Here is a 24,513-nt window from a genome sequence, read left to right as displayed (position 1 = left end):
GGCTGAAACCCGTTGCGCTGGCATCAGCGTTCGGGCTTGCGCTCATGGGTTTAGCTGCCGGCTCCGTTGCCTTCTACGCCTCGACCCTCCCCCCACTCGACGTCTCGGCAGCGCATGATCGCTCGACCGTGGTGCTCGATCGCGAGGGCAAGCTGCTGCGCCCCTTCCTCACCGCTGACGGTCGCTGGAAGCTTCCGGTCGGTGTCGAGGATGTCGACCCACGCTATCTCGCGATGCTGAAGGCCTTCGAGGACAGGCGCTTCGACAGCCATTCCGGGATCGACCCGGTCGCGATGCTGCGTGCCGCCGGGCAGATGCTGATCAATGGCCGCATCGTCTCCGGCGGCTCGACACTGACCATGCAGGTCGCGCGGCTGCTCGAACCGCGCGAGGAGCGTTCGCTCGCCGCCAAGCTGCGCCAGGCCGTGCGAGCGGTTGAGCTGGAACGCCGCTTCAGCAAGGATCAGATTCTCGATCTCTACCTGGCGCTCGCGCCCTTCGGCGGCAATCTCGAAGGCCTGCGCGCGGCAAGCATCGCCTATTTCGGCCGCGAGCCGAAACGCCTTTCGACTGCGGAAGCCGCCCTGCTCGTCGCGCTGCCACAAGCACCGGAGCAACGCCGTCCCGACCGCTTCGCCGAGACCGCCCGCAAGGCGCGCGACAGGGTGCTCGCCCGCATCGAGGCAGCAGGCCTCGTGACGCAGTCCGAAGTCGCGGCCGCGCGTGATGAGCCGGTTCCGGCCGCACGAAGGGCCTTTCCCAATCTGGCGCCGCATGTCGCCGAGCAGGTCGTGGCCGAGGCACCGACCGTTCGCCGCCACCACCTGACCATCGATGCAAGGCTGCAGGCCAATCTCGAACAGCTTGCCCGCGAACGCAGCCTCGGCCTCGCCCCGCAGGTCTCGATTGCCGTTCTCGCCGTCGACAACGAGACCGGTGAGATCCGTGCCTCGGTCGGCGGCGTCGATTATTTTGCAGCCGAGCGCGCCGGCTCGCTCGATCTCACCCGTGCCCTGCGCTYGCCGGGTTCGGCCCTCAAGCCCTTCATCTATGCGCTCGCCTTCGATAACGGCCTCGCCCATCCCGAGACCATGCTGGAGGATCGGCCGGCGCGTTACGGGCTCTATGTGCCGGAGAATTTCGATCTCGGCTTCCAGGGCATGGTCAGCGCGCGCAAGGCCTTGCAGCTTTCGCTGAACGTCCCGACCGTGGAATTGCTTTCGTCACTCGGCCCGCAACGTTTCCTGTCGCGGCTGCGCGATTCCGGCGTCGCGATCGCCATGCCGAAAGAGGGCGGTGCGCCAGGGCTCGCGGTGGGCCTTGGTGGTCTCGGCATCACCCTGTCCGACCTGACGCGGCTCTATGTCGGCCTCGCCCGCGGCGGCGAGATGCTGCCGCTCAAGGTCAAGGCCGGCGATCAGCCGGCCGGAGAGGCGCCTCGCCTCGTCGATCCCGTCGCAGCCTGGTATGTCGCCGACACGCTCCTAGGCGCTCCGCCGCCGCTCAATGCCGCACCAGGGCGTATCGCCTACAAGACCGGCACATCCTATGGCTATCGCGATGCCTGGGCCGTCGGCTTCGACCGCAAGCACACGATCGGCGTCTGGGTCGGCCGCGCCGATAACGGAGCCGTGCCGGGGCTCGTCGGGCGCGTCGTCGCGGCACCGATCCTGTTCGATGCCTTCGCACGTCTCGGCCATGATCCGCGGCCATTCCTGCAGCCGCCGAACGCCATCATATCCTCAACATCGAACCTGCCGCCACCGCTGCGCCATCTCCGGCAGGACGTGCCCAAGACGCTGACCGCACTGGCCCGCCCTGGCCTCACGCTGGCCTTCCCGCCGGAAGGCGCGCGCATCGATCTCGCGGCGTCGGCCGTCGACGGGCACGCGCTGCTCAACCTCAAGGTCGCCGGGGGCGCCCCGCCCTATACCTGGCTGGTCGACGGGGCGCCGGTGACCGCACCGACCCGCCGCCGTGAAACCGCCTGGCAGCCCGGCGGCAAGGGCTTTGTCCGGATTTCGGTGATCGACGGCGCAGGCGCGAGCGAGAGCGTCTCGGTCAGGCTGCAGTAGCGCAAGGCATCAGCGCGGACTGAGCGATCCAGGCGCCGGCGATGCGGCCTGGATCGCCTTTCCGCAGAGTTCATTCCGCGGGCTGGACCTGTGTCTGGCCATGCGCCGCGTCCTCGCCGTGCACGGGCCGATGCGCCCGCGCCAGATAGCTATAGGCGACCGGCACCACATAGAGCGTCAGCAGGGTGCCGAAGGTCATGCCGCCGACGATGACCCAGCCGATCTGAGAGCGGCTTTCGGCACCGGCGCCATGGGCGAGTGCCAGCGGCACCGCACCCAGCACCATCGCGCCCGTCGTCATCAGGATCGGCCGCAGGCGCAGTTCCGCGGCCTCGACCAGCGCATCGACGAGGTCCTTGCCCTCCTCGCGCAACTGGTTGGTGAACTCGAGGATCAGGATGCCGTGCTTGGTGATCAGGCCGACGAGCGTGATCAGGCCGATCTGGCTGTAGACGTTGAGCGTGCCACCGCTGAAATACAAAGCCGCCAGCGCGCCCGTGATCGAGAGCGGCACCGAGACCATGATCACCACCGGGTCGATGAAGCTCTCGAACTGCGCCGCCAGCACCAGGTAGATGAAGCCAAGCGCCAGGAGGAACACGATCGCGATCGAGGAGCCGGCCTGCTTGAACTCGCGGCTCTGGCCGGAATAGTCGATCTGCACCGATTTCGGCAGCACCTTGGCGGCCGCCTGCTCCAGGACGGCCAGTCCATCGCCGAGCGAATAGCCCGGCGCCGGCACCGCCGTGATCGTCGCGGAGCGCAGCTGGTTGAAGCGGATCAGCTCCTTGGGCGCGACGTTCTCCTCGATGCTGACAAGGCTGGAGAGCTGCACCACCGTGCCGTTGCGACCACGCAGATAGATCGACTGCAGCGCCTGGGGCGTGTTGCGATCCTCCCCGGCGACCTGCAGCATCACGTCATACTGCTCGCCGTTCATGTTGAAGCGCGTCACCTGCCGTCCACCGAGCAAGGTCTCCATCGTCCGGCCGATGATGTCGACGCCGACGCCAAGATCGCTGGCGCGCTGCCGGTCGATCGAAACCTTGATCTGCGGCTTGTCCAGGATGAGGTTGGATTCGAGGTTGGTCAGCACCGGCGAGGAGGACGCCTCCGCGATGACCGCATCGACATAGTTCTTGATCTCGGCATAGGAATCCGAGGAGCGCAGCACGAACTCGATCGGCTTGCTGTTGGCTCCGCCGCCGCCAAGCGAGGGCGGATTGACCGCGAAGAGGCGGATGCCCGGAATCTGCGACAGCCCGCGATTGATCTCGGCAACGAGATCCTGCTGTTTGCGGTGGCGCTCTTCCCACGGCTTCAGCCGCGCGAATGCGATGGCGCGCGTCACGTCGGGGAAGCCGGTGATGACGAGATAGCTCTCGACCTCAGGAAGATTCTTGAAATACTCCTCGACCTGCCGCGCATAGCTCGCCGTGAAGCTCAGCGTTGCGCCCTCAGGCGAGACGCCGATGGCGTTGATCGTGCCACGGTCCTCCACCGGAGCCAGCTCCGAGCGCAGGTTGGTGAAGAAGTAATAGCTGCCGCCCGCAACACAGAACGCCAGCAGCACGATGACCGGGCGCATCGAAAGCGCCCCACGCAGCGAACGGCGATAACCGCTGGAAAGCGCATCGAAACCGCGCTCCAGCACGTTGTAGAGCCAGCCATGCGACTCGTGCGGCTTCAGGAGTTTGGCGCACATCATCGGCGTCAGCGTCAGCGCGACGAAACCGGAAACGAGCACCGCCCCTGCCAGCGTCAGGGCAAACTCGATGAAGAGCTTTCCGGTGCGCCCGGTCGAGAACGCCATCGGTGCATAGACCGCTACCAGCGTCAGCGTCATCGCGACGACCGCAAAGGCGATCTCGTTGATGCCGCGGATCGCCGCCTTGCTTGGTTCCATGCCGTTCTCGACATGGCGGTGCACGTTCTCCAGCACGACGATCGCGTCGTCGACGACGAGGCCGATGGCGAGCACCATCGAGAGCAGCGTCAGCGTGTTGACGGTGAAGCCGAGCGCATACATCAGCGCGAAGGAGCCGATCAGCGAAACCGGGATCGTGACCAGCGGGATCAGCGTCGCGCGCAGCGAGCGCAGGAAGACGAAGATGATCAGCACGACGAGGACGACCGCCTCGCCGATCGTGGTGTACACCGCCTGGATCGAGCGATCGATGAAGATCGAGGTGTCGTAGGAGGTCGCGATCGCCATGCCGTCGGGCAGATCATCGGTGATCTCCGGCAGCGCCGCACGAACACCGGAGGAGACATCGAGCGGATTGGCCGTCGCCTGCTTGACGATGCCGATCGTCACCGAAGGGCGGCCGGCGAACCAGGCGGCGTTACGCTCCTCGCGCGCGCCGAGCTCGACCTTCGCGACATCGCTCAGCTTCACCGGAAATGCGCTGACATCCTTGATCACGATCTGCTGGAAYTGCTCGGGCGTGGTCAGGCCGGTCTGCGACAGCACCGTGAACTCACGGTCGTTGCTCTCGATGCGGCCGGACGGGATCTCGACATTCTGCGCCCGCAGCGCCGCCTCGATCTCCTGTACGGTGATATTGTAGGCGGCCATGCGGGCCCGATCGAGCCAGATGCGCATCGCATATTGCCGTTGGCCGAGAATGCGCACTTCGGCGACGCCGGTGATGTTCTGCACCCGGTCGGCAATGAAGCGGTCGGCGAAGTCGGTCAGCTCCAGCGGGCTGTGCCGCGTGCTGGTCAGCGATAGATACATCACCGGCTGGGCGTCGGCCTCGACCTTGGCGATGATCGGCTCGTCGATCTCGTCCGGCATGCGCCCACGCACGCGGCTGACGCGGTCGCGCACGTCGGAGGCCGCGACATCCGGATCCACGTCCGGACGGAAGCGCACAGAGATGCTGCTGCGCTCCTGACGGCTGTTCGAGGTGATGATCTCGATGCCCTCGATGCCCGCGATCGAGTTCTCCAGGATCTGCGTGACCTGGGATTCGATGATCTCGGCGCTGGCGCCGCGATAGGTCGTGTTCACCGAGACGATCGGCTCGTCGATGTTCGGGTATTCGCGCACCGTCAGCCGGCCATAGGAGACGATGCCGATGAGGATGACGAGCAGGCTGAGGACGGTCGAGAGAACCGGCCGGCGGACGAAGAGCGCAAACAGGCTCATCGTGCGTCGCTCGTCTGCACCGGAGCCGGAGCATTCTTGACGGCAACGGCCGAGCCGTCACGCAGGCGCATCTGGCCGGCCGTGACGATCTGCATGGTCGGGGTCAGCCCCTTCACGATCTCGACCTTGCCCGGAAGGCGCTTGCCGAGTTCGACCGGCATGCGCTTCGCCTTGCCGTTCTCGACCACGAAGATCATCTTGCCGGTGCCATCGGGGACTACGGCAGTCTCCGGCACGACGAGCGCGTTCTCGCGCTGGTCGACGATGATGTTGATCCGCGCGAACAGGCCGGGCTTCAGGACGCCGTCGCCGTTCGGGATGGTGGCGCGCAGCCGGATCGCACGGCCGTTCACATCGACGATCGGATCGATCGCGAAGATCGTGCCGGTGAAGCCGGTGTCGGGCAGCGCATCGACCTTGAGCTGGATGGTCTGCCCGACCTTGACCCGTGTCAGGTAAATCTCGGGAACCCGGAAATCGACCTTCATCGGGTCGGTTGCGGTGAGCGTGATCAGCTCCTTGCCGACCGAGACATAGTCTCCGACGCTGACCGAACGCAGGCCGACAACCCCGGTGAAGGGCGCACTTATGGCGGTCAGAGCGCGGCGCGAGGTCGCGAGCTGCAGGCGGGCCTCGCTGGAGGCCAGTTGCGCCGTCGCCTGTTCGAGCGCGACCTGCGTGCCCGAGCCACGGTCGACCAGCGCCCGGTTGCGCTCATAGGTATCGCGCGCCAGCCGCAGATCCGCCTCGGCCAGTTTCACTTCGGCGTCGAGGATCGCCCGGTCGAGCTTGACCAGTTCCTGGCCCTTGGTGACGCGCTCACCTTCCTTGAATCCCAGTGCCACAACCCGGCCGGCGATCTCGGGAGCGATGACCACTGTTTCATTCGCGGTCAGCGTGCCCAGCGCCTGGACCTCTTCATTGACCGTTACGGCCTCCACCCGGCTGACCTCGACGGGCACGCCGGCAGCCTGCGGGTTCGCCACCGCGCGCGCTTGCGCAGGCTGCGCGCCAGCCTTGAAGCTGCGGTAGCCGTAATAGCCGCCGCCAGCGACGCCGGCGATCAGGAGGACAAGGACAAGCCGCTTCATAGGTCAGGGTGCTCCGGTATCGTCGCAAGCCCTATGGGACTGGACGATGCAGTTCAAATTACAAATCCGTAAGTGTGGTTTCATGACGGCCGCGACGGTTTAGTGAACCAACCGGCTTTTTCGCATGCAAGACCGGAACCAAGACACGAAACAAGTCCGGAATGGGCTGCTGGCGGCAGATTTCGGGGGTCTGTGGCCGAATTAAGCCTTTAGTGGAAGTCGCGAGAGCGCGGCAGCACCCTGACATTGCGCGGGTGAGTGTGCTGGCGTGGTGGCAGGCGGCTGTCGGATTGCAGGTGCTGCACCTCGTCGGCCCGCGCCRGGGTGCGGTGCAGCAGCCCGTCGGCCAGCCGCGCCAGTTCCTCCGAGCGATCCTCGATCCTGTCGACGACGAGATGGACGATGCCTTCCGGACTGCGTTGCAGCCGGCCGGCGAGCAGGACAAGTCGCGCACCCATCGCCTGCCGGCGGTAACGCTCGAAGGTCTTTGGCCAGAGCACCGCATTGGCGATGCCGGTCTCGTCCTCCAGCGTCATGAACATCACCCCCTTGGCACTGCCCGGCCGCTGGCGCACCGTGATGATGCCCGCCAGCCGGCAGCGCGTGCCATCAGATGCTGCCAGAACCTGCTCGCAGCTCAGGGCCCGCTCACGTGCGAAAAGCGGACGCAGGAACTGCATCGGATGTCCCTTCAGCGACAGGCGCAGATGCTGGTAATCCGCGATGACCTGTTCGGAGTCCCGCATACGCGGCAGCAGGGTCTCGGGCTCCTGGGCGAGTTCGGCGCTCTCGCTCGCCGCAAAAAGCGGCAGTGGCCTGTCATCCGGGAGCCTGCGCACCTCCCAGAGCGCCTCGCGCCGGCTGAGCCCGAGTGAACCGAAGGCATCGGCATCGGCCAGCGCAACGAGGGCACGCGTGGGCAACCTGGCGCCCCGCGCCAGGGCCTCGACGCTGTCATAACCCTGCTCGCGCGCCGTCACGAGCGCCTCGCCAAAAGCCTTCGAGATCCCGTCGATCTGGCGCAGACCGAGCCGCATCGCGAGTGCGCCGTCCTCGCGTCGCTCCAGCGTGTTGTCATKATCGCTCAGGTTGATGTCGGCTGGCCGGATCTCGACCTTGTTGTCCTGCGCAGCGCGAATGATCTGCGCTGGCGCATAGAAACCCATGGGCTGCGAGTTCAGTAGCGCTGCGGTGAAAGCGGCGGGATGGTGATGCTTGAGCCAGGCCGAGGCATAGACCAGCAGGGCGAAGGAGGCCGCGTGGCTCTCCGGAAAACCGTATTCGCCAAAGCCCTTGATCTGATTGAAACACGCGGACGCGAAGGCGCGGTCATAGCCGCGCGCGACCATGCGCTCGACCATCATCGCCTCGAAATTCTGGATCGTGCCGACATGGCGGAAGGTCGCCATGGCACGCCGCAGACCATTGGCCTCATCCTCGGTGAACTTCGCCGCCTCGATGGCGATGCGCATGGCCTGCTCCTGGAACAGCGGCACGCCGAGCGTCTTTTTCAGAACCTGTTCCAGCTCATCGGGGGGCCCATGTTCCGGCGCGGGCCGGGGGTAGACGACCTCATCCGGATTTTTCCGCCGCCGCAGATAGGGGTGGACCATATTGCCCTGGATCGGGCCCGGCCGGACGATCGCGACCTCGATGACGAGATCGTAGAATTCCTTCGGCCTCAGTCGCGGCAGCATGTTCATCTGCGCCCGGCTCTCGACCTGGAAGACGCCGATCGCATCGGCCCGGCAGAGCATGTCGTAGACCTCGCCATCTTTGGGTGGGATCGTCGCCAGCTCCCAGCGTTTGCCCCCGTGCAGGGCGATCAGGTCGAGCGCCTTGCGGATGCAGGTCAGCATGCCGAGCGCGAGCACATCGACCTTCATCATCCGGAGCGCGTCGATATCGTCCTTGTCCCACTCGATGAAGCTGCGGTCCTTCATGCCGCCCCAGCCGATCGGCACGCATTCATCGAGCCGCCCGCGCGTCAGCACGAAGCCGCCGACATGCTGCGAGAGATGGCGGGGAAAGCCGATCAGTTCGGTCGCCAGCGCGGCCGCGCGCGCGATCATCGGATTGGCGGGGTCGAGCCCCGCCTGCCGGACATGGTTTTCCGGCAGGCCGTCGCCCCAGCTGCCCCAGACCGTGTTGGCGAGCGCGGCCGTGACATCCTCGCTCAGGCCGAGCGCCTTGCCGACCTCGCGAATGGCGCTACGCGGCCGATAGCAGATCACCGTCGCGCAGATGCCGGCGCGCAGCCGGCCATAGCGCTCATAGATATACTGCATCACCTCCTCGCGCCGCTCATGCTCGAAATCGACATCGATATCGGGCGGCTCCTTGCGCTGTTCGGAGAGAAAGCGGGCCAGGAGCGAATTGCCCTCCATCGGGTCGACCGCGGTGACCCAGAGGCAGTAGCAGACCGCCGAATTCGCGGCCGAGCCCCGGCCCTGGCACAGGATCGGCGGCTCCTGTGCACGGGCGAAGCGCACGATATCGTGGACCGTCAGGAAGTAGCGCGCGTAATCGAGCTTCGCGATCAGTGCGAATTCCTTGTGCAGCAGGTCGCGTACCTTGCTCGGGACGCCCTCGGGATAGCGCCTGTGCGCCCCTTCCCAGGCGAGACGCTCCAGATGCTCCTGCGGAGTGCTCCCGGGAGGCACCGGCTCGTCCGGATACTCATATTGCAACTGGTCGAGCGAGAACCGGCAGCGTTCGAGGAAGCGCACCGTCTCCGCCACCATCTCCGGCGCATGCCGGAACAGGTGGGCCATCTCGCGCGGCGATTTGAGATGGCGCTCGGCATGGGCCTCCAGCATGCGCCCGGCCCGCTCGATCGAGACATGCTCGCGGATGCAGCTGACGACATCCTGCAAGGGCCGCCGCTCGGGCGCATGATAGAGCACGTCGTTGACGGCAAGGCAGGGCACACCCGCCCTGGCCGCGAGCAGCGCCAGTGCATCGGCCCGGCGCCGGTCGTCGCCACGATGCGGCATGTCGATACCCAGCCAGAGCCGACCCCGCGCAAATTCGGAAACGCTCGCGAGAGCCGTAGCGATCTCGCTCTCCGGCCGCCGTTCCGGCATCAGGATCAGCAGCATGCCCTCCGCGAATTCGCGCAGGTCGGAGAGCGTGAGGATGCATTCGCCCTTCTTCTCGACCTTCATCTTGCCGTGGGTCAGCAGGCGGCAGAGCCTGCCATAGGCGTCGCGATCCTGGGGATAGGCGAGCAGGTCGGGCGTGCCATCGGACAGGACGAGGCGGACCCCGACCGCGAATGTCAGCTTCGTTGTGGCGATACCCGCCTCGCGCATCGCCGCATGGGCCCGCACCACGCCGGCCAGAGAATTGCGGTCGGCGAGCCCGATTCCGGCAAGGTCGAGCTCGGCCGCCCGGCCAACCAGTTCCTCCGGACTCGAGGCTCCGCGCAGGAAGGAGAAGTTGGAGGTGACCGCGAGTTCGGCATAGCGCACGGCTGGTCCTCCCGGGGCAGCCTCGAGCAGGCGATTGCCATTGAGCCCGCTCACGCGAAAAGCCCGTGCATGAACCAGGGGGGATGCGCGGCCTCGCGGCCATAGAGTCCGTCGCGATAAAGCCAGAAGCGCCTCCCGCCCGGCTCTTCGACGCGAAAATAGTCGCGGGTCGGCGCGATCCTGCCCGTCGTCGCCCACCATTCGGCGGCGATCCGCTCCGGCCCCTCCGCCTTGGCGACCTCATGCAGCACGCGCCGCCAGCGGAAACGCGTCGGCGGTCCGTCCGGAATTTCGGCCAGGACCTCGATCGGCTCAGGCCGCGACAGCAGCCGGAGGGGCCGTTCCGGGACAGCGCTCGGCGCCGGCCAGTCCGGGGAAAGGCCGAGCCTTGCCAGCTCGCCATGACGCAGGGCGGGCACCGCCAGCGCCGCGCGCTCGGGATCATGGCTGTCCTGCGCCAGGAAACGCCGCACGCGATCCGGGCCGATCCGGGCCGCGATCGCATCGGCGACCTCCGTCAATGCCCGCTCGGCAGCGGCTTCGTCGGGCTCCTCCTTCCCCGCGGCGGCGAGCGTTCCCTGATCGACGGCGAAAGGCTCGGTCGCACCGGCCGAGAGCCGGATCAGGTCGAAGCCGAAGCCGGGATCGAGCGGGTCCGCCAAGGCATCCAGCTTCAGGGCGAAGAGCCGGTCGAGCGCAGCCGGATCGCGCAACGGCATCCCGGTCTCGATGCCGAGACGGCGCACGGCCCCGTCACTGCGGAAAAAGCTCGCCTCGAACAGTCTTGCGCCTTCGCCGCGCGCTTCTAGCATGCCGGCGAGACTTTCCTCCAGGCCGGCCAGGGCGGCCCGGATACCGGCCTCATGCGCCAGCGGCTCGGCAAAACGCCGCTCCGCCATACAGTTCGGCAGCGGTCGTCGCGGGGACAGCGCCTGCGGCATGCGGCCGAGCGCCTGGTCGAGCCTGTCGAGCAGGTCGCGGCCGAAACGGGCGGCCAGCGGCGCGCGCGGCCGCGTCTCCAGATCGGCGATATGGGTGAGGCCCATGCGCGCGAGCCCGTGCTGCCGTGCCGCCTCCAGTCCAAGCGCCGCGGTCGGCAAGGGCCACAGGGCCTCGCTCTCCCCGTCCGGCGGCACGATGCCGCCGCGCCCATAGCGCGCGACACCCCAGGCGGCGCGCGCCGTCCCGGCAATGGCGGCGCGCAGCGTAAAGCCCTGTCGTTTCAGCCGAAGCAGGCAGTCGCGGCCAAGCGCGGCCTCGCAGCCAAAGAGATGGGTGCAGCCCGAGATATCGAGCAGCAATCCATCCTCACCATCGAGCGCGACCAGCGGTGTATAGCGGTCGCACCAGTCGGCAACGGCGCAGAGCAGGGCCGCATCGGCCGCCCTGTCCTCCTCGACCACGACCAGCCGCGGGATCATCGCCCGCGCATCGGCCAGCGCCATGGTCGCATGAAGGCCGAGACGTTCGGCTTCGGCATCGAGGCTCGTCAGCCGGAAGGCGCCCTTCGCCTTGCCCACCACAACAAGAGGACCAGGATCATCCGCTGGCCCGCCGGGCTGCGGGCCAGGCCTCTGCGATATTGCCCGAACGGATGCGCCCTGGCTGCGCCTGATCCGGTCGATGGGCAGGCGCGGGAACCAGAGCGACAGGAAGCGGCTCGCGGAAGCTATACGCATGACTGTCCCACTCCATCACCCACTGCCCTGTCGCCCCATGCCGGTTGCGCAGCACCGTGACCGCAAAATTCGGCCGGCCCGGCCCATGCGCTCTCATCCGTCCCTCCGAAGGCGCCGCCGAAACCGACCAGCGGATCGTCGCCGCGCTTGGAGCAGGACTGCTTCCCAGCCGCAGGAGAAAAGCCGTCGCGCCGGCATCCCGCGCCGCCAGGACGAGACGCCGGCTGGCCGTGAGATCGAGGCAGGCCGGCGCACCTTCGAGCTCGATCACCACCGCGCCGATACCCGAGCGCGGGTCATTGCCGCGCGGAAAGGCGTCGCCCGCCGCCTTCAGCACGGCAAGCGGATCGCGCCCCCGCACCGCAAGCACCCGGTCGGGATCGAGCCCGAACGCCGCAAGCCCCGGCGCATAGAGTTCGCCCCCTTCCGCGCCGGCGGAATCCTGCCGCAGCCAGACGACCGGCCGCCGCTCCAGCCGCGCGATCAGCCCGGCGACGAAGCCCGTCGCCGCTGGAGCCTGATGCGCCGCAGCCACGATCTCGTGCAGGGCATGGCGGCGCAGCGGCCCCAGCGCCGCATCGGCCGCCGCGTGGCCAAGGCTGAAGCTCGCCTCCTCGCCCAGCGAGACGGAGACGCTTTCCAAACCGGCAATGCTTCGCCGCAGCGCGGCGACGGCATGATCGCTCACGTCTTGGCACTCCAAATGTTCCTATTTTGTTCTTTATGACTCCGCCGCCTCAGACGAGTCAACAGCCTCCGTAACGCCCCGCCCCACAGCCCCCGATCCTGCTGTCACGGCCCTGTCATCTGTCGCCGATACCGGTTTGCGCACTGCAAGAGAGCATGAGCTCCGGACTGCGCCTCGCCCATGTCCGGATGTCGCCATGCTCGCTCCTCGATGGGAAGACCGTTCATGCTGCGTATCGAAGGCCTGACCAAGCGCTTCAGCGGCAAAGCCGCCGTGGACAATGTCTCGCTGTCGATCCCGAAGGGCGAAATGGTCGGCGTCATCGGCCGCTCCGGCGCCGGCAAGTCGACCCTGCTGCGCATGATCAACCGCTTGGCGGAGCCGAGTTCCGGCCGCCTGATCAGCGACGAGCGCGATGTCACCGCATTGAAGGGCGCCGAACTGCGCGCCTGGCGTCGCGACACCGCGATGATCTTCCAGCAGTTCAATCTCGTCGGCCGCCTCGACGTGCTGACCAATGTCCTGCTTGGCCGGCTCAATCACCGCTCGGCCTTCCTGACGTTGGTGAAGAGCTTCTCGCCGGACGACAAGATCCGCGCCATCGCCGCACTCGAGCGTCTCGACATGGGCCATCTGCTCGCCCAACGCGCCGAGACCCTTTCGGGCGGCCAGCAGCAGCGCGTCGCGATCGCCCGTGCCTTGGTCCAGGAGCCGAAGGTCATCCTTGCCGACGAGCCGATCGCTTCGCTCGATCCGCGCAACACCCAGGTCGTGATGGATGCGCTCTTCCGCATTAATCGCGAGGACGGCATCACCGTGATCTGCAATCTGCATGATCTCGATATCGCGGCGAAATATTGCGACCGACTGATCGGCATGGCCGCCGGCAAGGTCGTGTTCGACGACGTGCCGCAGGCGCTGACCCGCGAGATCGCGGCCGAACTCTACGGCATCGAGGCCAAGGATGCCGGCGCCGAGGCGCTCGACGCGCTCGATGCCATCGCCATCGCCGAAGCCAAGCGCGCCAAGCAGACCGCAGCCTGAGCCGGGTTCAAGCCCGGCCAGGACCACTCACGCCTGAAAAGACCACCAACAGCCTTCAACAGGAGCAAACCATGCTGACCCGTCGTCATACCCTCACGCTCGCCGCCGCCGGCCTGGCCGCGACGCTCGCCGCTCCCGCCTTCGCGCAGGACTGGAAAGCCAAGTATCCGGAGCTGATCTTCGCCATCATCCCGTCCGAGAACGCGTCTGGCGTCGTCGAGCGCTACACCCCCTTCGTCAACTACCTCGCGAAGGAACTCGGCACCAAGGTGACGCTGCGCATCGCCAACGACTATGCCGCGATCATCGAAGGCCAGCGCGCCGGCAACATCCATATCGGCATGTACGGCCCCGCCTCCTTCGCCCGCGCCCGCATGACCGGCGCCAAGGTCGATGCCTTCGCGATCGAGACCAATCTCGACGGCACCAAGGGCTACCACTCCGTCTTCTACGTGAAGAAGGACTCGCCCTATCAGAAGGTCGAGGACCTGAAGGGCAAGAATCTCGGCCTCGTCGATCCCAATTCCACCTCTGGCAACAATGTGCCGCGCTTCGTGCTCGACGGCATGAAGATCGAGCCCGAGACCTTCTTCGGCAAGGTCGTCTATACCGGCAGCCACGAGAACGCGGTCATCGCGCTCGGCCAGGGCACCGTCGACATCGCCGCCAACTGGTGGAACGACGAGCAGGAATCCAACCTGCAGCGCATGGCCCGCAAGAACATGGTCAAGGCCGACGATTTCCGGATCATCTACAAGTCCGAGCAGATCGTGAACTCGCCGATGGCCTATCTTTCCGACCTGCCGGAGCCGCTCAAGGCCTCGATCCGCGACGCCGTCCTCAACCTCGCCACCAAGGACAAGGTCGCCTTCGACAAGATCTATGAAGGCAAGCAGGGCCCGCTCGTCGCGGTCGACAACAAGGCCTACGACCCGATCATCGAACTGAACAAGTTCGTCGACGCGCTCCGCAAGAAGAAGTCTTCGTAAGCGTTACCCGCCGACCGTCATGGCCGGGCATGTCCCGGCCGTGACGGAGTGGCGTCCCGCCGCGACTGGCGAACCCCGCGACGGAACCAACATGACCCTGACGATCGATCGCAACGACCCCGCCATTCGCGGCCATGCCGATCTCTATCGGCGCGAGATGGGCGCAAAGCGCCGCCAGGCCCTGCTCGGCGCCGCCATCTTCATCGCCTGCGTCACCCTCTCCGCGATCGGCTCGGAGGTCGATCTCGCGAAATTCGCCGCAAACGCCTGGCGTTTCCCGAAATACATCCTCGAGACCCTGCCGACCCTGCACCWCGCCACGCTCGGTGCCGATCTCAAGGAATGGTACTGGGGCCTGAACGGCTGGCTGAAACTGCTCTGGCAAACCCTGTTGATTGCCTATGTCGGCACCGTGCTGGGCGCCGTCGGCGGCTTCCTGCTCTGCTTTTCCGCCGCCGCCAATCTCGGCCGTGCCGGCTGGCTGCGCTGGGCCACCCGCCGATTCCTCGAATTCTGCCGCACCGTGCCGGAGATCGTCTTCGCGCTGATCTTCGTCATCGCCTTCGGCCTCGGCCCGCTGCCGGGCGTGCTCGCCATCGCGATCCACACCATGGGTGCGATGGGCAAGCTCTTCTCCGAGGTGGTCGAGAACATCGACATGAAGCCGGTCGACGGCCTCACCGCGACAGGCGCGGGCTGGTGGCAGACGATCCGCTTTGCCGTCGTCCCGCAGGTGCTTTCCAATTTCGCCAGCTACGCGCTGCTGCGCTTCGAGATCAATGTCCGCGGCGCCTCGATCATGGGCTTCGTCGGGGCCGGCGGCATCGGCCAGGATCTGATCGAAGCCATCCGCAAGTTCTACTTCACCGATGTCAGCGCCATCCTGCTGCTGATCATCGTCACCGTCATGCTGATCGACTACGGCACCGAGCGCCTGCGCCACGCCCTGCTCAACCTGGAGCACCGCTCATGAGCCTCGTCCTCACCGCCACCGAGCGCGCCGATCTCGTCCGTCGCCACCAAGGCGCCATCGACGGCTCGCTGAAGACACGCCTGACCACCATCGCGGTCGTTGCCGCCCTGCTCGGCCTCTTCCTCTATGGCCTGACCACACTGGAAGTCTCGTTCTGGAAGATCATCACCGGCATCGGCAATCTCGGCACATTCGTCGTGCTGATGCTGCCGCCGGATCCCGGCTCTGCGGCCCGCGCCGTGATCTTCGTGAAAGCGCTGTTCGAGACCATCGCCATCGCCTTTCTCGGCACCATCCTCGCCGCGATCCTCGCCTTCCCGCTCGGCTTCCTCGCAGCCAAGAACGTCGTCGCCAACCGCGTCATCCATTTCCTGGCGCGCCGCTCGCTCGACACCGTGCGCGGCGTCGATGCCCTGATCTGGGCCCTGATCTGGGTCAATGTCGTAGGCCTCGGCCCCTTCGCCGGCATGCTCGCAATCATGACCAGCGATCTCGGCGCCTTCGGCAAGCTCTATTCGGAAGCGATCGAATCCGCCGACCGCAAGCCCGTCGAGGGCGTGACCTCCTCCGGCGGCGGCAAGCTCCACGAGATCCGCTTCGGCCTGATCCCGCAGGTGTTGCCGGTCATCGCCAGCCAGGTGCTCTACTATATCGAGTCGAACACCCGCTCCTCGACCATCATCGGCATTGTCGGCGCCGGCGGCATCGGCCTCTATCTCGCCGAGACCATCCGCACCCTGGAATGGCAACAGGTCTCGTTCCTGATCCTGCTCGTGCTTGCCGCCGTGACCGCGATCGACTTCCTGTCCAGCAAGCTGCGCTTCGCTATCATCGGCAAAAGGGCCATCTGACGGACAGGCTCGTCATATGGCCCGGGCCTGCCCCGACCATTCGCACCTCGCCGGGAGCACGAGCGGCTGCCCTCACTCCGTGAACGGCTCGACCACCATTTCCATCCGCTCGCCGGCAAAGATGCCGTCGACCAGATGGATCGGGGTCAGGTCAGGCAGCGCGTCGACAGCCGCGGAGAGCATGACCGCGGCGCCGGGCTCGATCCTGAGCAGCAACGCCTCGCGCTCGCTGGCGAGCCGCGCCGAAAGCCGTGTCGAGAGTCGCACATAATCCGGGATGCCGCAGGCGGCGAAGGCTGCCGAGATCGACGAGCCGGCTCGGCTCAGCATCTTGTCGAAATCCGGGAAGCGCTCGGCCGAAAGGAGATGCACGCCGGTGCTCACCGGCACGCCACCGGCAAGGCTCAGCGTCTCGATCCGCCAGAGCGGCGCCCCGTCCTCCAATCGCAGCGCCGCGCAGGTTTCCGCCGCGCCCTTGACGATCTCGGCGCCCAGGATCGAGCCTGCCACGGTGATGCCGGCCGCACCAAAATTGGTCCGCATGCTGACGCGCCGGCCGATGCGATAGGGGAAGCGCGGCGCCGTGACCTGCGTCCCGCGACCGCGAGAGACGCTGACCAGCCCACGATCGGCGAGATGCCGAAAGGCCTGGCGAACCGTATGCCGGTGCACGCCATAGCGCTCAGCCAGCGCGAGCGAAGAGGGCAATGTGGCGCCCGTCTCATATTCGCCGCGCCCGATCGCCGCTTCGATCTCGTCCGCGATACGCCGCCATGCCGTGGCGGCTTCGCCGGCCTGGCTGGCTGCATGGGCATCCGTCATCAAAGCTTCATCCAAAATGTATAGACCTTTCCCCGTGACGACCTTATCGTAGTCTAGACATTAGGCCCTGACCAGAGAGCGACCTGAGATGAGCGGGACCACTCCACGACAGCAATGGCTGGCAATCCTCGCCCGAGCCTCACGCGCCGAGATCGAGAGTCTCGCCGGCGGGCTCGGCGCCCTGCCCGACCATGACGTGCTGAAGGCGCCCGAAACCGGGACCGTCATGGTCGAGGGCCGCGCCGGCGGCGCGGGACGCCGCTTCAACCTCGGCGAAGCCACCGTGACGCGCTGCGTCGTGCGCCTCGGCGACGGCACCATGGGCTTTTCCTACGCTCTCGGTCGCGATGGCCGCAAGGCGCGGCTCGCAGCCGTGATCGACGGGCTGTTGCAGGGCGAAGGCGAGGCTGGGCCGCTCCGCAGCGGCGTCGCCGAACTCGCAGATCGCCAGCAGGCGGCGCGCACCCTCGCCTCCCGCAAGGCTGCAGCCACCAAGGTCGATTTCTTCACTCTGGTCCGGGGCGCGTGATGCAGAACGACACACTCATTGGCGCCGGCCTTTCCGACCCGGTCTTCCAGTCCCAGGCCGCCTTCCGCGCCCTGCTCGCCGCCTTGTCGGAGCCAGGTCTCGTCCAGGACGTCGCAACCGGCTTTGCTGCGCCGGCAGGACTGGAACCGGCAACCGCCATCGCCCTGCTGACCCTTGCCGATTACGAGACGCCGATCTGGCTGCCGGCCGATCTGCGGGCCGGCCCCGCCGGCGCCTGGCTGCGCTTCCATTGCGGCGCGACATTGGTCGAAAGCCCTGATGAAGCCGCCTTCGCCGTGCTGAACGGCACCGATATCGCTCCGGCGCTGTCCGCCTTCAGCCCCGGCACCGACCAGTTTCCGGATCGCTCGACCAGCGTGATCGTACAATGCGCCAGCCTCGCAGGTGGCGACGCCGTGACGCTGGCCGGCCCGGGCATTGCTGACAGCCACGAGATTGCACCGAAGGGACTGCGCCCCGGCTTCTGGACCGAGGTCACGGCCAATGCCGCGCGCTACCCCCTCGGCATCGACCTTATCCTCAGCCATGGCGAGGCGATCATCGGCCTGCCGCGCTCGACGCAGATCCTGGAGGCCCGCTGATGTATGTCGCCGTCAAGGGGGGCGAGGCCGCCATCCTCGCCACACATGATCTCATCGCGGAAGCCCGCCGCGGCAACGAGGCCGTGCCCGAATTGGCCGTCGCGCAGATCCGCGAGCAGATGGGGCTCGCCTGCGCCCGCGTCATGAACGAAGGCTCGCTCTACGATCCCGATCTCGCGGCGCTGGCGCTGAAGCAGGCGCAGGGCGACGCGATCGAGGCCGCCTTCCTGATGCGGGCCTATCGCACGACCTTGCCGCGCTTCGGCTCGTCGGAGCCGGTCGACACGGCGCAGATGGCGATCCGCCGCCGCGTATCCGCCACCTACAAGGATCTGCCGGGTGGCCAGGTGCTTGGCCCGACCTATGACTACACCCACCGCCTGTTCGATTTCGCGCTGATGGATGGCGCCTCGCCTGTCGCAGTACCAGCGGCGGCGGCCGACCCGCTCGACGCCACCATGCCGCGCGTGCCCGACATTCTCGGTGCCGAAGGCCTGATGGAAGCCGAAGAGCCGCCCGAGGGCGATCCGCGTCCCTTCGACCTCACCCGCGAGCCGGTCTCCTTCCCCGCCGACCGTGATGTCCGGCTCCAGGCCATGGCGCGCGGCGATGAGGGCTTCATGCTCGGCCTCGGCTATTCCGTGCAGCGCGGATACGGCAATTCGCATCCCTTCGTCGGCGAGGTCCGGGTCGGCGAGGTCAGCGTCGAATTCGTGCCCGAGGAACTCGGCTTCGCCGTCGATCTCGGCGAGATCACGCTGACCGAATGCCAGATGGTCAACCAGTTCAACGGCACCAAGGACGTGCCGCCGCAGTTCACGCGCGGCTATGGCCTCGCCTTCGGCCATGCCGAGCGCAAGGCGATGTCGATGTCGCTGGTCGACCGTGCACTCAAGGCACGCGAGTTCGGCGAGGCGGCAGAGTATCCCGCGCAGCAGGACGAATTCGTGCTCTACCACTCCGACAATGTCGAAGCGGCCGGCTTCGTCGAGCATCTCAAGCTGCCGCATTATGTCGACTTCCAGGGTGAGCTCGAACTGATCCGCCGCATCCGCCGCGAGCGCGAGCAGCGCCTGGCGGACGAGACCCAAGAGACCCAGGTCCGAGAGACGCAAGACACCCTGCCGGAGGCCGCGGAATGACCCTGCATCAGATCGTCTCCGGCGAAGATACGAAGCCGGCTTATAATTATGCCTATCTCGACGAGCAGACCAAGCGGATGATCCGCCGCGCCCTGCTCAAGGCGGTCGCGGTGCCGGGCTATCAGGTGCCGTTCGGCTCACGCGAAATGCCGTTGGCGCGCGGCTGGGGCACGGGCGGCATCCAGATCACCGCCGCGATCATTGGCCCGGACGATGTGCTGAAGGTCATCGACCAGGGCGCGGACGACACCACCAACGCCGTCTCGATCCGCCGCTTCTTCGAGCGCACGGCCGATGCGAACACGACCGAGGCGACGGACGAGGCCACCATCATCCAGACCCGCCACCGCATCCCGGAAGCGCCGCTCAAGGCGGGGCAGATCATGGTCTACCAGGTGCCGCAGCCCGAACCCCTGCGGAAGCTCGAGCCGCGCGAGGCCGAGACCCGGAAGATGCACGCCTGGGCCGAATACGGGCTGATGCAGGTCAAGCTCTACGAGAATATCGCCCGCTTCGGCGAAGTGACGACGACCTATGACTATCCGGTCGACGTCAATGGCCGCTACGTGATGGCGCCCTCGCCGATCCCGAAATTCGACAATCCCAAGATGCATATGTCRCCCTCGCTCCAGCTCTTCGGAGCCGGCCGCGAGAAGCGCATCTATGCGGTGCCGCCCTATACCAGCGTGCGCAGCCTCGACTTCGAGGACCATCCCTTCCGCATCCAGAGCTGGAACGAGCCCTGCGGGCTCTGCGGCGCGACCGATTCCTATCTCGACGAAGTCATCACGGACGACCGCGGCGGGCGCATGTTCGTCTGCTCCGACAGCCACCATTGCGAGACGCGGCGCGCTGACGGCCATCGCGGCGCGATGCTGGCCGACGCATCGGCGCTCCATCTCGTCGACGACAAGCAGGCCAAGGACGAGGTGTCGAAGTCATGACCCAGCATGTCTCCCCGCAGGATCTCGGCATCGATCCCGATCCGCTGCTCTCGGTCTCCGGCGTCAGCCGCTTCTACGGCGAGCGCATCGGCTGCGCCGATGTCTCCTTCGATCTCTGGCCGGGCGAGGTGCTCGGCATCGTCGGCGAATCCGGCTCGGGCAAATCCACCCTGCTGCGCTGCCTTGCCGGCATCGACGCACCGGACGAGGGCGAAGTGCTCTTTCGCGGCTCCGGCGAGCCGCTCGACATCTATTCGGTCGCCGAGCAGGATCGCCGCCGCCTGATGCGCACGGCCTGGGGCATCGTGCACCAGAACCCACGCGACGGCCTGCGCATGGACGTCTCGGCCGGCGGCAATGTCGGCGAGCGCCTGATGGACCGCGGCGACCGGCATTACGGCAAGATCCGCGAGCGCGCGCTCGACTGGCTCACCCGTGTCGAGATCGCCGAGAACCGCATCGACGATCGTCCGCGCCAGTTCTCGGGCGGCATGCAGCAGCGCCTGCAGATCGCCCGCGTATTGGTCTCGGAGCCGAAACTCGTCTTCATGGACGAGCCGACCGGCGGCCTCGACGTCTCCGTGCAGGCGCGGCTGCTCGATCTGCTGCGCGTGCTGGTCCGTGATCTCGGTCTGGCCGCCATCATCGTCACGCATGACCTCGCCGTCGCGCGCCTGCTCACCGACCGGCTGATGGTGATGAAGGACGGCCGCGTCGTCGAGCAGGGACTGACCGATCAGGTCCTGGACGACCCCCATCACGCCTACACGCAGTTGCTCACCTCGGCGGTGCTGAGCGTATGAGCGTCACAATCGCGTCACCGGAACCGCGCAAGGCATCCCGACCATGACCACGATGATTCACGTCGAGAACGTCGCCAAGACCTTTACCCTGCACAATCAGGGCGGGGTCCGGCTGCCTGTCTTCGACAATATCAATTTCAGCGTCGACGCCGGCGAGGCGCTCGTCCTGGCCGGAGCCTCCGGCGCCGGCAAGTCGAGCCTGCTGCGCATTCTCTACGGCAACTACCGGCCGAGCTCCGGCCATATCCACATCACCCATGCCGGCCGGGCCATCGACATCGTCGCGGCCGTGCCGCGTACCGTGCTCGATATCCGCCGCCGCACGCTCGGTTTCGTCTCGCAGTTCCTGCGCGTGATCCCGCGCGTTTCGGCGCTCGACATCGTCCGCGATCCGCTGCTGGCACGCGGCGTCTCCCCTGATGAGGCCAGCGCGCGCGCCAAGGCGATTCTCGCTCGGCTGAACCTGCCGGAACGCCTCTGGCACCTCGCGCCCRCCACCTTCTCCGGCGGCGAGCAGCAGCGCGTCAACATCGCCCGCTCCTTCGTCGATCCGGCGCCGATCCTGCTGATCGACGAACCGACCGCCTCGCTCGATGCCGCCAATCGCGACGTCGTGGTTGACCTGATCGGTGAGGCGCGCGCAAACGGGTCCGCCATCGTCGGGATCTTCCATGACGAGGCGGTGCGCGAGCGCGTCGCCACCCGCTATCTCGACATCACCGCATTCCGGAAGGCCGCCTGATGCAGACCGTTCTCACCAATGCCAAGCTGATCCTGGAGAACGAGGTCGTCACCGGCACGATCGCCTTCGACGCAACCGGGATCACCGCTGTCGACCAGGGCCGCTCACAATTGCCGGGCGCGATCGACATCGGCGGCGACTATGTCGCGCCCGGCCTCGTCGAGATGCATACCGACAACATGGAAAAGCACTTCATGCCCCGGCCCAAGGTGTTCTGGCCGAACGGGCTTGCAGCCGCGCTGGTCCATGACGCCCAGATGGCGGCCTCCGGGGTCACCACCGTCTATGACGCGGTCTGCGCCGGCACGCCCTTCTCGGCCAAGGATTACCGCAAGGACATCTTCGCCGACGTGATGAAGGCGCTGCGCGAAGGCAAGGCCGAAGGCGTCTTCCGCATCGACCACCGCATCCACATGCGCTGCGAACTGACCAGCCCGGACCTGATGCGCGACATCGAGCCCTATCGCGAGGACGATCTCGTCCAGCTCGTCTCGCTGATGGACCACACGCCCGGCCAGCGCCAGTGGCGCGACATTCAGCACCTGCGCACCTATGCGCTCGGCAACGGCAAGACCGAGGCCGAGTTCGAGGAGGACGTCGCCGTCCGCCAGTCCGAAGGCACGGCCAATGTGCCGAGCAACTGGAGCGCCGTGGTCGAGATGTTCCGGACGCGCGGCATCCCGATCGCAACCCATGACGACACCACGGTCGACCATGTCGAGGCCGGTGTCGCATCGGGCGCCGTGATCTCGGAATTCCCGACCACGATCGAGGCGGCGGCTGCCGCGAAACAGCGTGGACTTGCCACCATCGCCGGCGCACCGAACGTCGTGCGCGGCGGCTCGCATTCCGGCGGCGTCTCGGTCTCCGAACTGGCCGAGAAGGGCCTGCTCGACGGCCTCTCCTCGGATTATGTGCCGGCAAGCCTGCTGCAGGCGGTGCTGAAGCTGCATGCCAGCCATGGCATCGCGCTGCCCGACGCCATGGGCATGGTGACCTGGAAGGTCGCCGACATCCTCGGCCTGAAGGATCGCGGCCATCTCAAGACCGGCCTGCGCGCCGACCTGGTGCGCTTCAAGGCACTCGGTGCGACGCCGGTGATCGCCGCCGTCTGGTCGAAGGGCGAGCGCGCATTTTGAGCACGCCGCGCTACGCTCTCTATTACGCCCCCGCCGCCGACAGCGCCCTCTGGCGCTTCGGCAGCGCCGTGCTGGGCTATGACGCCGTCACCGGCGCGGATGTCCCCGCCCTCGTGCCGCCCGGCTGCGATCACAGCCAGTGGCCGACGCTGACTGAGGAGCCGCGCCGCTACGGTTTCCACGCCACGCTGAAGGCGCCCTTCGAACTGGCTGCCGGTCGCAGCGAAGGCCAGTTGCGCGCCTTCGCCCATAATTATGCGGCAGGCCTCGAGAGCGTCCGTCTCGACGGCCTGTGTCTCACTGCGCTCGGTTCCTTCATCGCGCTGACTCCTTCGGCCGAAAGCCCGGCGCTGCAGCACTTCGCCTTCGCCCTCGTCCAGGCCTTCGAGCCGTTCCGCGCTCCGCTGGCCGAGGCCGACATGGCGCGGCGGCTGAAGCACCCGCTGACCCCGGCCCAGCGCGCCTATCTCGAAGCCTATGGCTATCCCTATGTCGGCGACGCCTTCCGTTTCCACATGACGCTGACCGGCTCGCTGCCGATGGATCAGGGGGCTGCGGTGCAACTCGCCCTCAGCGACGCCTATGCACGGGCCGTTCCGCCGAAGCCCGCCGTGATCGACCGCATCGCGCTGTTCAAGCAGGACACGCGGGCAGGCCGCTTCCGCCTGCTCGACAGTTTCCCGCTGGCCTGATCAGCGATGCGGGCTGAGCGCGGTCAACACGGCGACGAACTCGCCAGCCGCCTCGGCCACGGTCCGGTCGTTCTGGATCGAAACCAGTTGCGCGCGCTCGGTCGTCAGCGGCACCTCACGGGCAAGCCGGGCACGGATATCGGCCTCGCTTTCGCGTCCACGCGCTGCCAGCCGCCTGGCAAGAACCTCGTTCGGGGCGGTGATGTTGACCACCGTCACCTGGCCGGCAAGACGCTCGGCCGCGGGAACGGCCCGGCGCGAGCCATTGGCGATGACCACCTGCCCGCTCGCGATGCCAGCCAGCGCCGCGGCCGGAATGCCGTAGCAAAGGCCATGGGCGCGCCAGCTGAGCGCGAGTGCGCCGCGCGCCTCCGTCGCGTCGAATTCAGCCTCGCTGCAGCTGTCATGGTCCTCCGCGCCGGCCATGGCCTGGCGGGTGATCAGACGGCGGACGAAGGCGAAGCGGCCATCACCTGCCAGCGCGGCACGGGCGGCCTCCATCAACGTGTCCTTGCCCGCTCCGGACGGGCCAACCACCAGCACCAGGACTCCCGATCCTGCGGCCGTCATGGCTGCAGAGGGTTCCAGCAGATCTTGAGAGGATGATGACATGGCGGGCAAGAAACTCGGACTTGAACCTGTGATCGACCCGACCGCTCATGTGCGGCAGGCGACGCTCGGGCGCTACACCGAAATCGGCGCGCGCACCTCCTTCGTCGAGTCGACGATGGGGGACTACTCCTATGTCGTGAACGACTCGAATGTCATTTACACGACAATCGGCAAATTCTGTTCGATTGCGGCCATGACCCGCATCAACCCCGGCAACCACCCGATGCAGCGGGCGAGCCAGTCGCATTTCAGCTACCGCGCCAGCGCTTATTTTGACGATGCCGAGGACGACGCGCCCTTCTTCGCCTGGCGCCGCTCGACGCCGGTGACGATCGGCCACGATGTCTGGATCGGCCATGGCGCGATCGTGCTGGCCGGCCGCTCGATCGGCACGGGCGCAGTCGTCGCCGGCGGCGCCGTCGTCACCAAGGACGTGCCAGCCTACACCATCGTCGCCGGCAACCCGGCC

21 protein-coding genes are annotated in these 24,513 nt (G+C 66.9%); 14 read left to right on the top strand and 7 right to left on the bottom strand.

Annotation, left to right across the window (positions count from 1 at the left end; all coding sequences use genetic code 11):
- Positions 1 to 44: 44 nt before the first annotated feature.
- Positions 45 to 2,075 (top strand): penicillin-binding protein 1C, encoded by a 2,031-nt coding sequence (gene pbpC / locus AC1D34_RS04640; RefSeq protein WP_476823610.1) that lies wholly within the window; start codon positions 45 to 47, stop codon positions 2,073 to 2,075.
- Between the two features lie 70 nt (positions 2,076 to 2,145).
- Here pbpC and AC1D34_RS04635 read toward each other — a convergent pair whose 3' ends face one another.
- The 5 genes from AC1D34_RS04635 to AC1D34_RS04615 all read right to left on the bottom strand — a co-directional run bounded on the left by AC1D34_RS04635 (position 2,146) and on the right by AC1D34_RS04615 (position 12,160).
- The gene (locus AC1D34_RS04635; protein WP_441488002.1) at positions 2,146 to 5,229 is read right to left on the bottom strand and encodes an efflux RND transporter permease subunit; all 3,084 of its coding nucleotides are present in this window, start codon (positions 5,227 to 5,229) and stop codon (positions 2,146 to 2,148) included.
- On the bottom strand, positions 5,226 to 6,320 hold the full coding sequence (locus AC1D34_RS04630; RefSeq protein WP_441488001.1) for an efflux RND transporter periplasmic adaptor subunit: 1,095 nt from the start codon (positions 6,318 to 6,320) through the stop codon (positions 5,226 to 5,228). Before AC1D34_RS04630 ends, AC1D34_RS04635 begins: the two co-directional genes overlap by 4 nt.
- Positions 6,321 to 6,529: 209 nt before the next feature.
- A complete protein-coding gene (locus AC1D34_RS04625) occupies positions 6,530 to 9,847 on the bottom strand; it encodes an error-prone DNA polymerase (RefSeq protein WP_476823609.1) in 3,318 nt (1,105 codons plus the stop codon).
- Complete coding sequence (locus AC1D34_RS04620) at positions 9,844 to 11,313, bottom strand: Y-family DNA polymerase (RefSeq protein WP_476823616.1); 1,470 nt, start codon at positions 11,311 to 11,313, stop codon at positions 9,844 to 9,846. The genes AC1D34_RS04625 and AC1D34_RS04620 overlap by 4 nt, the downstream gene beginning before the upstream one ends.
- A gap of 19 nt (positions 11,314 to 11,332) precedes the next feature.
- Positions 11,333 to 12,160 (bottom strand): ImuA family protein, encoded by an 828-nt coding sequence (locus AC1D34_RS04615; RefSeq protein ID WP_441487999.1) that lies wholly within the window; start codon positions 12,158 to 12,160, stop codon positions 11,333 to 11,335.
- Positions 12,161 to 12,385: 225 nt separating this feature from the next.
- Here AC1D34_RS04615 and phnC point away from each other — a divergent pair, with 225 nt between their 5' ends.
- The 4 genes from phnC to phnE (AC1D34_RS04595) all read left to right on the top strand — a co-directional run bounded on the left by phnC (position 12,386) and on the right by phnE (AC1D34_RS04595) (position 16,017).
- On the top strand, positions 12,386 to 13,204 hold the full coding sequence (gene phnC / locus AC1D34_RS04610; RefSeq protein WP_441487998.1) for a phosphonate ABC transporter ATP-binding protein: 819 nt from the start codon (positions 12,386 to 12,388) through the stop codon (positions 13,202 to 13,204).
- 71 nt (positions 13,205 to 13,275) lie between these two features.
- The gene (phnD, locus tag AC1D34_RS04605; protein WP_441487997.1) at positions 13,276 to 14,193 is read left to right on the top strand and encodes a phosphonate ABC transporter substrate-binding protein; all 918 of its coding nucleotides are present in this window, start codon (positions 13,276 to 13,278) and stop codon (positions 14,191 to 14,193) included.
- A 91-nt stretch (positions 14,194 to 14,284) separates the two neighbouring features.
- On the top strand, positions 14,285 to 15,166 hold the full coding sequence (phnE, locus tag AC1D34_RS04600) for a phosphonate ABC transporter, permease protein PhnE (protein ID WP_476823608.1): 882 nt from the start codon (positions 14,285 to 14,287) through the stop codon (positions 15,164 to 15,166).
- On the top strand, positions 15,163 to 16,017 hold the full coding sequence (phnE, locus tag AC1D34_RS04595; RefSeq protein ID WP_441487995.1) for a phosphonate ABC transporter, permease protein PhnE: 855 nt from the start codon (positions 15,163 to 15,165) through the stop codon (positions 16,015 to 16,017). The genes phnE (AC1D34_RS04600) and phnE (AC1D34_RS04595) overlap by 4 nt, the downstream gene beginning before the upstream one ends.
- Positions 16,018 to 16,089: 72 nt before the next feature.
- Here phnE (AC1D34_RS04595) and phnF read toward each other — a convergent pair whose 3' ends face one another.
- Complete coding sequence (gene phnF / locus AC1D34_RS04590; protein ID WP_441487994.1) at positions 16,090 to 16,839, bottom strand: phosphonate metabolism transcriptional regulator PhnF; 750 nt, start codon at positions 16,837 to 16,839, stop codon at positions 16,090 to 16,092.
- Between the two features lie 88 nt (positions 16,840 to 16,927).
- On the opposite strand from phnF, the gene phnG reads away from it, so the two are divergent.
- The 8 genes from phnG to AC1D34_RS04550 are packed head-to-tail and all read left to right on the top strand — an operon-like array spanning position 16,928 to position 23,432.
- Positions 16,928 to 17,368: a phosphonate C-P lyase system protein PhnG gene (gene phnG / locus AC1D34_RS04585; RefSeq protein WP_441487993.1), complete on the top strand. Its 441-nt coding sequence runs from the start codon at positions 16,928 to 16,930 to the stop codon at positions 17,366 to 17,368.
- Positions 17,368 to 17,970: a phosphonate C-P lyase system protein PhnH gene (phnH, locus tag AC1D34_RS04580; RefSeq protein ID WP_441487992.1), complete on the top strand. Its 603-nt coding sequence runs from the start codon at positions 17,368 to 17,370 to the stop codon at positions 17,968 to 17,970. The genes phnG and phnH overlap by 1 nt, the downstream gene beginning before the upstream one ends.
- Entirely contained in the window at positions 17,970 to 19,112 is a 1,143-nt protein-coding gene (locus AC1D34_RS04575) for a carbon-phosphorus lyase complex subunit (protein ID WP_441487991.1), read from the top strand. The genes phnH and AC1D34_RS04575 overlap by 1 nt, the downstream gene beginning before the upstream one ends.
- The gene (locus AC1D34_RS04570) at positions 19,109 to 20,056 is read left to right on the top strand and encodes an alpha-D-ribose 1-methylphosphonate 5-phosphate C-P-lyase PhnJ (protein WP_441487990.1); all 948 of its coding nucleotides are present in this window, start codon (positions 19,109 to 19,111) and stop codon (positions 20,054 to 20,056) included. Before AC1D34_RS04575 ends, AC1D34_RS04570 begins: the two co-directional genes overlap by 4 nt.
- Positions 20,057 to 20,085: 29 nt before the next feature.
- A complete protein-coding gene (gene phnK, locus AC1D34_RS04565) occupies positions 20,086 to 20,859 on the top strand; it encodes a phosphonate C-P lyase system protein PhnK (RefSeq protein WP_441488338.1) in 774 nt (257 codons plus the stop codon).
- Between the two features lie 43 nt (positions 20,860 to 20,902).
- On the top strand, positions 20,903 to 21,601 hold the full coding sequence (gene phnL / locus AC1D34_RS04560; protein ID WP_476823607.1) for a phosphonate C-P lyase system protein PhnL: 699 nt from the start codon (positions 20,903 to 20,905) through the stop codon (positions 21,599 to 21,601).
- On the top strand, positions 21,601 to 22,740 hold the full coding sequence (locus AC1D34_RS04555; RefSeq protein ID WP_476767695.1) for an alpha-D-ribose 1-methylphosphonate 5-triphosphate diphosphatase: 1,140 nt from the start codon (positions 21,601 to 21,603) through the stop codon (positions 22,738 to 22,740). Before phnL ends, AC1D34_RS04555 begins: the two co-directional genes overlap by 1 nt.
- Positions 22,737 to 23,432, top strand: a complete 696-nt coding sequence (locus AC1D34_RS04550) for a DUF1045 domain-containing protein (RefSeq protein WP_441487987.1) — start codon at positions 22,737 to 22,739, stop codon at positions 23,430 to 23,432. Before AC1D34_RS04555 ends, AC1D34_RS04550 begins: the two co-directional genes overlap by 4 nt.
- On the opposite strand, the gene phnN is transcribed toward AC1D34_RS04550, so the two are convergent.
- Positions 23,433 to 24,002 (bottom strand): phosphonate metabolism protein/1,5-bisphosphokinase (PRPP-forming) PhnN, encoded by a 570-nt coding sequence (phnN, locus tag AC1D34_RS04545; protein WP_441487986.1) that lies wholly within the window; start codon positions 24,000 to 24,002, stop codon positions 23,433 to 23,435.
- 40 nt (positions 24,003 to 24,042) lie between these two features.
- Between phnN and AC1D34_RS04540 the strand changes: the two genes are divergently transcribed.
- Positions 24,043 to 24,513 (top strand): LbetaH domain-containing protein (locus tag AC1D34_RS04540; RefSeq protein WP_476823606.1); only part of this gene is annotated, 471 nt, incomplete at its 3' end.

The organism is Allobosea sp. P1_A7 (assembly GCF_056406775.1).
The sequence above is the reverse complement of the archived record's forward strand: the minus strand, read 5'-3'. Positions and strand labels throughout refer to the sequence as shown.

What these genes read in the sequence shown, in the direction of transcription:
- AC1D34_RS04575 (WP_441487991.1), top strand. Translation starts at nt 17,970, where the DNA reads ATGTATGTCGCCGTCAAGGGGGGCGAGGCCGCCATCCTCGCCACACAT.
- phnD (WP_441487997.1), top strand. Translation starts at nt 13,276, where the DNA reads ATGCTGACCCGTCGTCATACCCTCACGCTCGCCGCCGCCGGCCTGGCC.
- AC1D34_RS04630 (WP_441488001.1), bottom strand. Translation starts at nt 6,320, where the DNA reads ATGAAGCGGCTTGTCCTTGTCCTCCTGATCGCCGGCGTCGCTGGCGGC.
- phnN (WP_441487986.1), bottom strand. Translation starts at nt 24,002, where the DNA reads ATGACGGCCGCAGGATCGGGAGTCCTGGTGCTGGTGGTTGGCCCGTCC.
- phnH (WP_441487992.1), top strand. Translation starts at nt 17,368, where the DNA reads ATGCAGAACGACACACTCATTGGCGCCGGCCTTTCCGACCCGGTCTTC.
- phnF (WP_441487994.1), bottom strand. Translation starts at nt 16,839, where the DNA reads ATGACGGATGCCCATGCAGCCAGCCAGGCCGGCGAAGCCGCCACGGCA.
- phnE (WP_441487995.1), top strand. Translation starts at nt 15,163, where the DNA reads ATGAGCCTCGTCCTCACCGCCACCGAGCGCGCCGATCTCGTCCGTCGC.
- phnG (WP_441487993.1), top strand. Translation starts at nt 16,928, where the DNA reads ATGAGCGGGACCACTCCACGACAGCAATGGCTGGCAATCCTCGCCCGA.
- phnC (WP_441487998.1), top strand. Translation starts at nt 12,386, where the DNA reads ATGCTGCGTATCGAAGGCCTGACCAAGCGCTTCAGCGGCAAAGCCGCC.
- AC1D34_RS04555 (WP_476767695.1), top strand. Translation starts at nt 21,601, where the DNA reads ATGCAGACCGTTCTCACCAATGCCAAGCTGATCCTGGAGAACGAGGTC.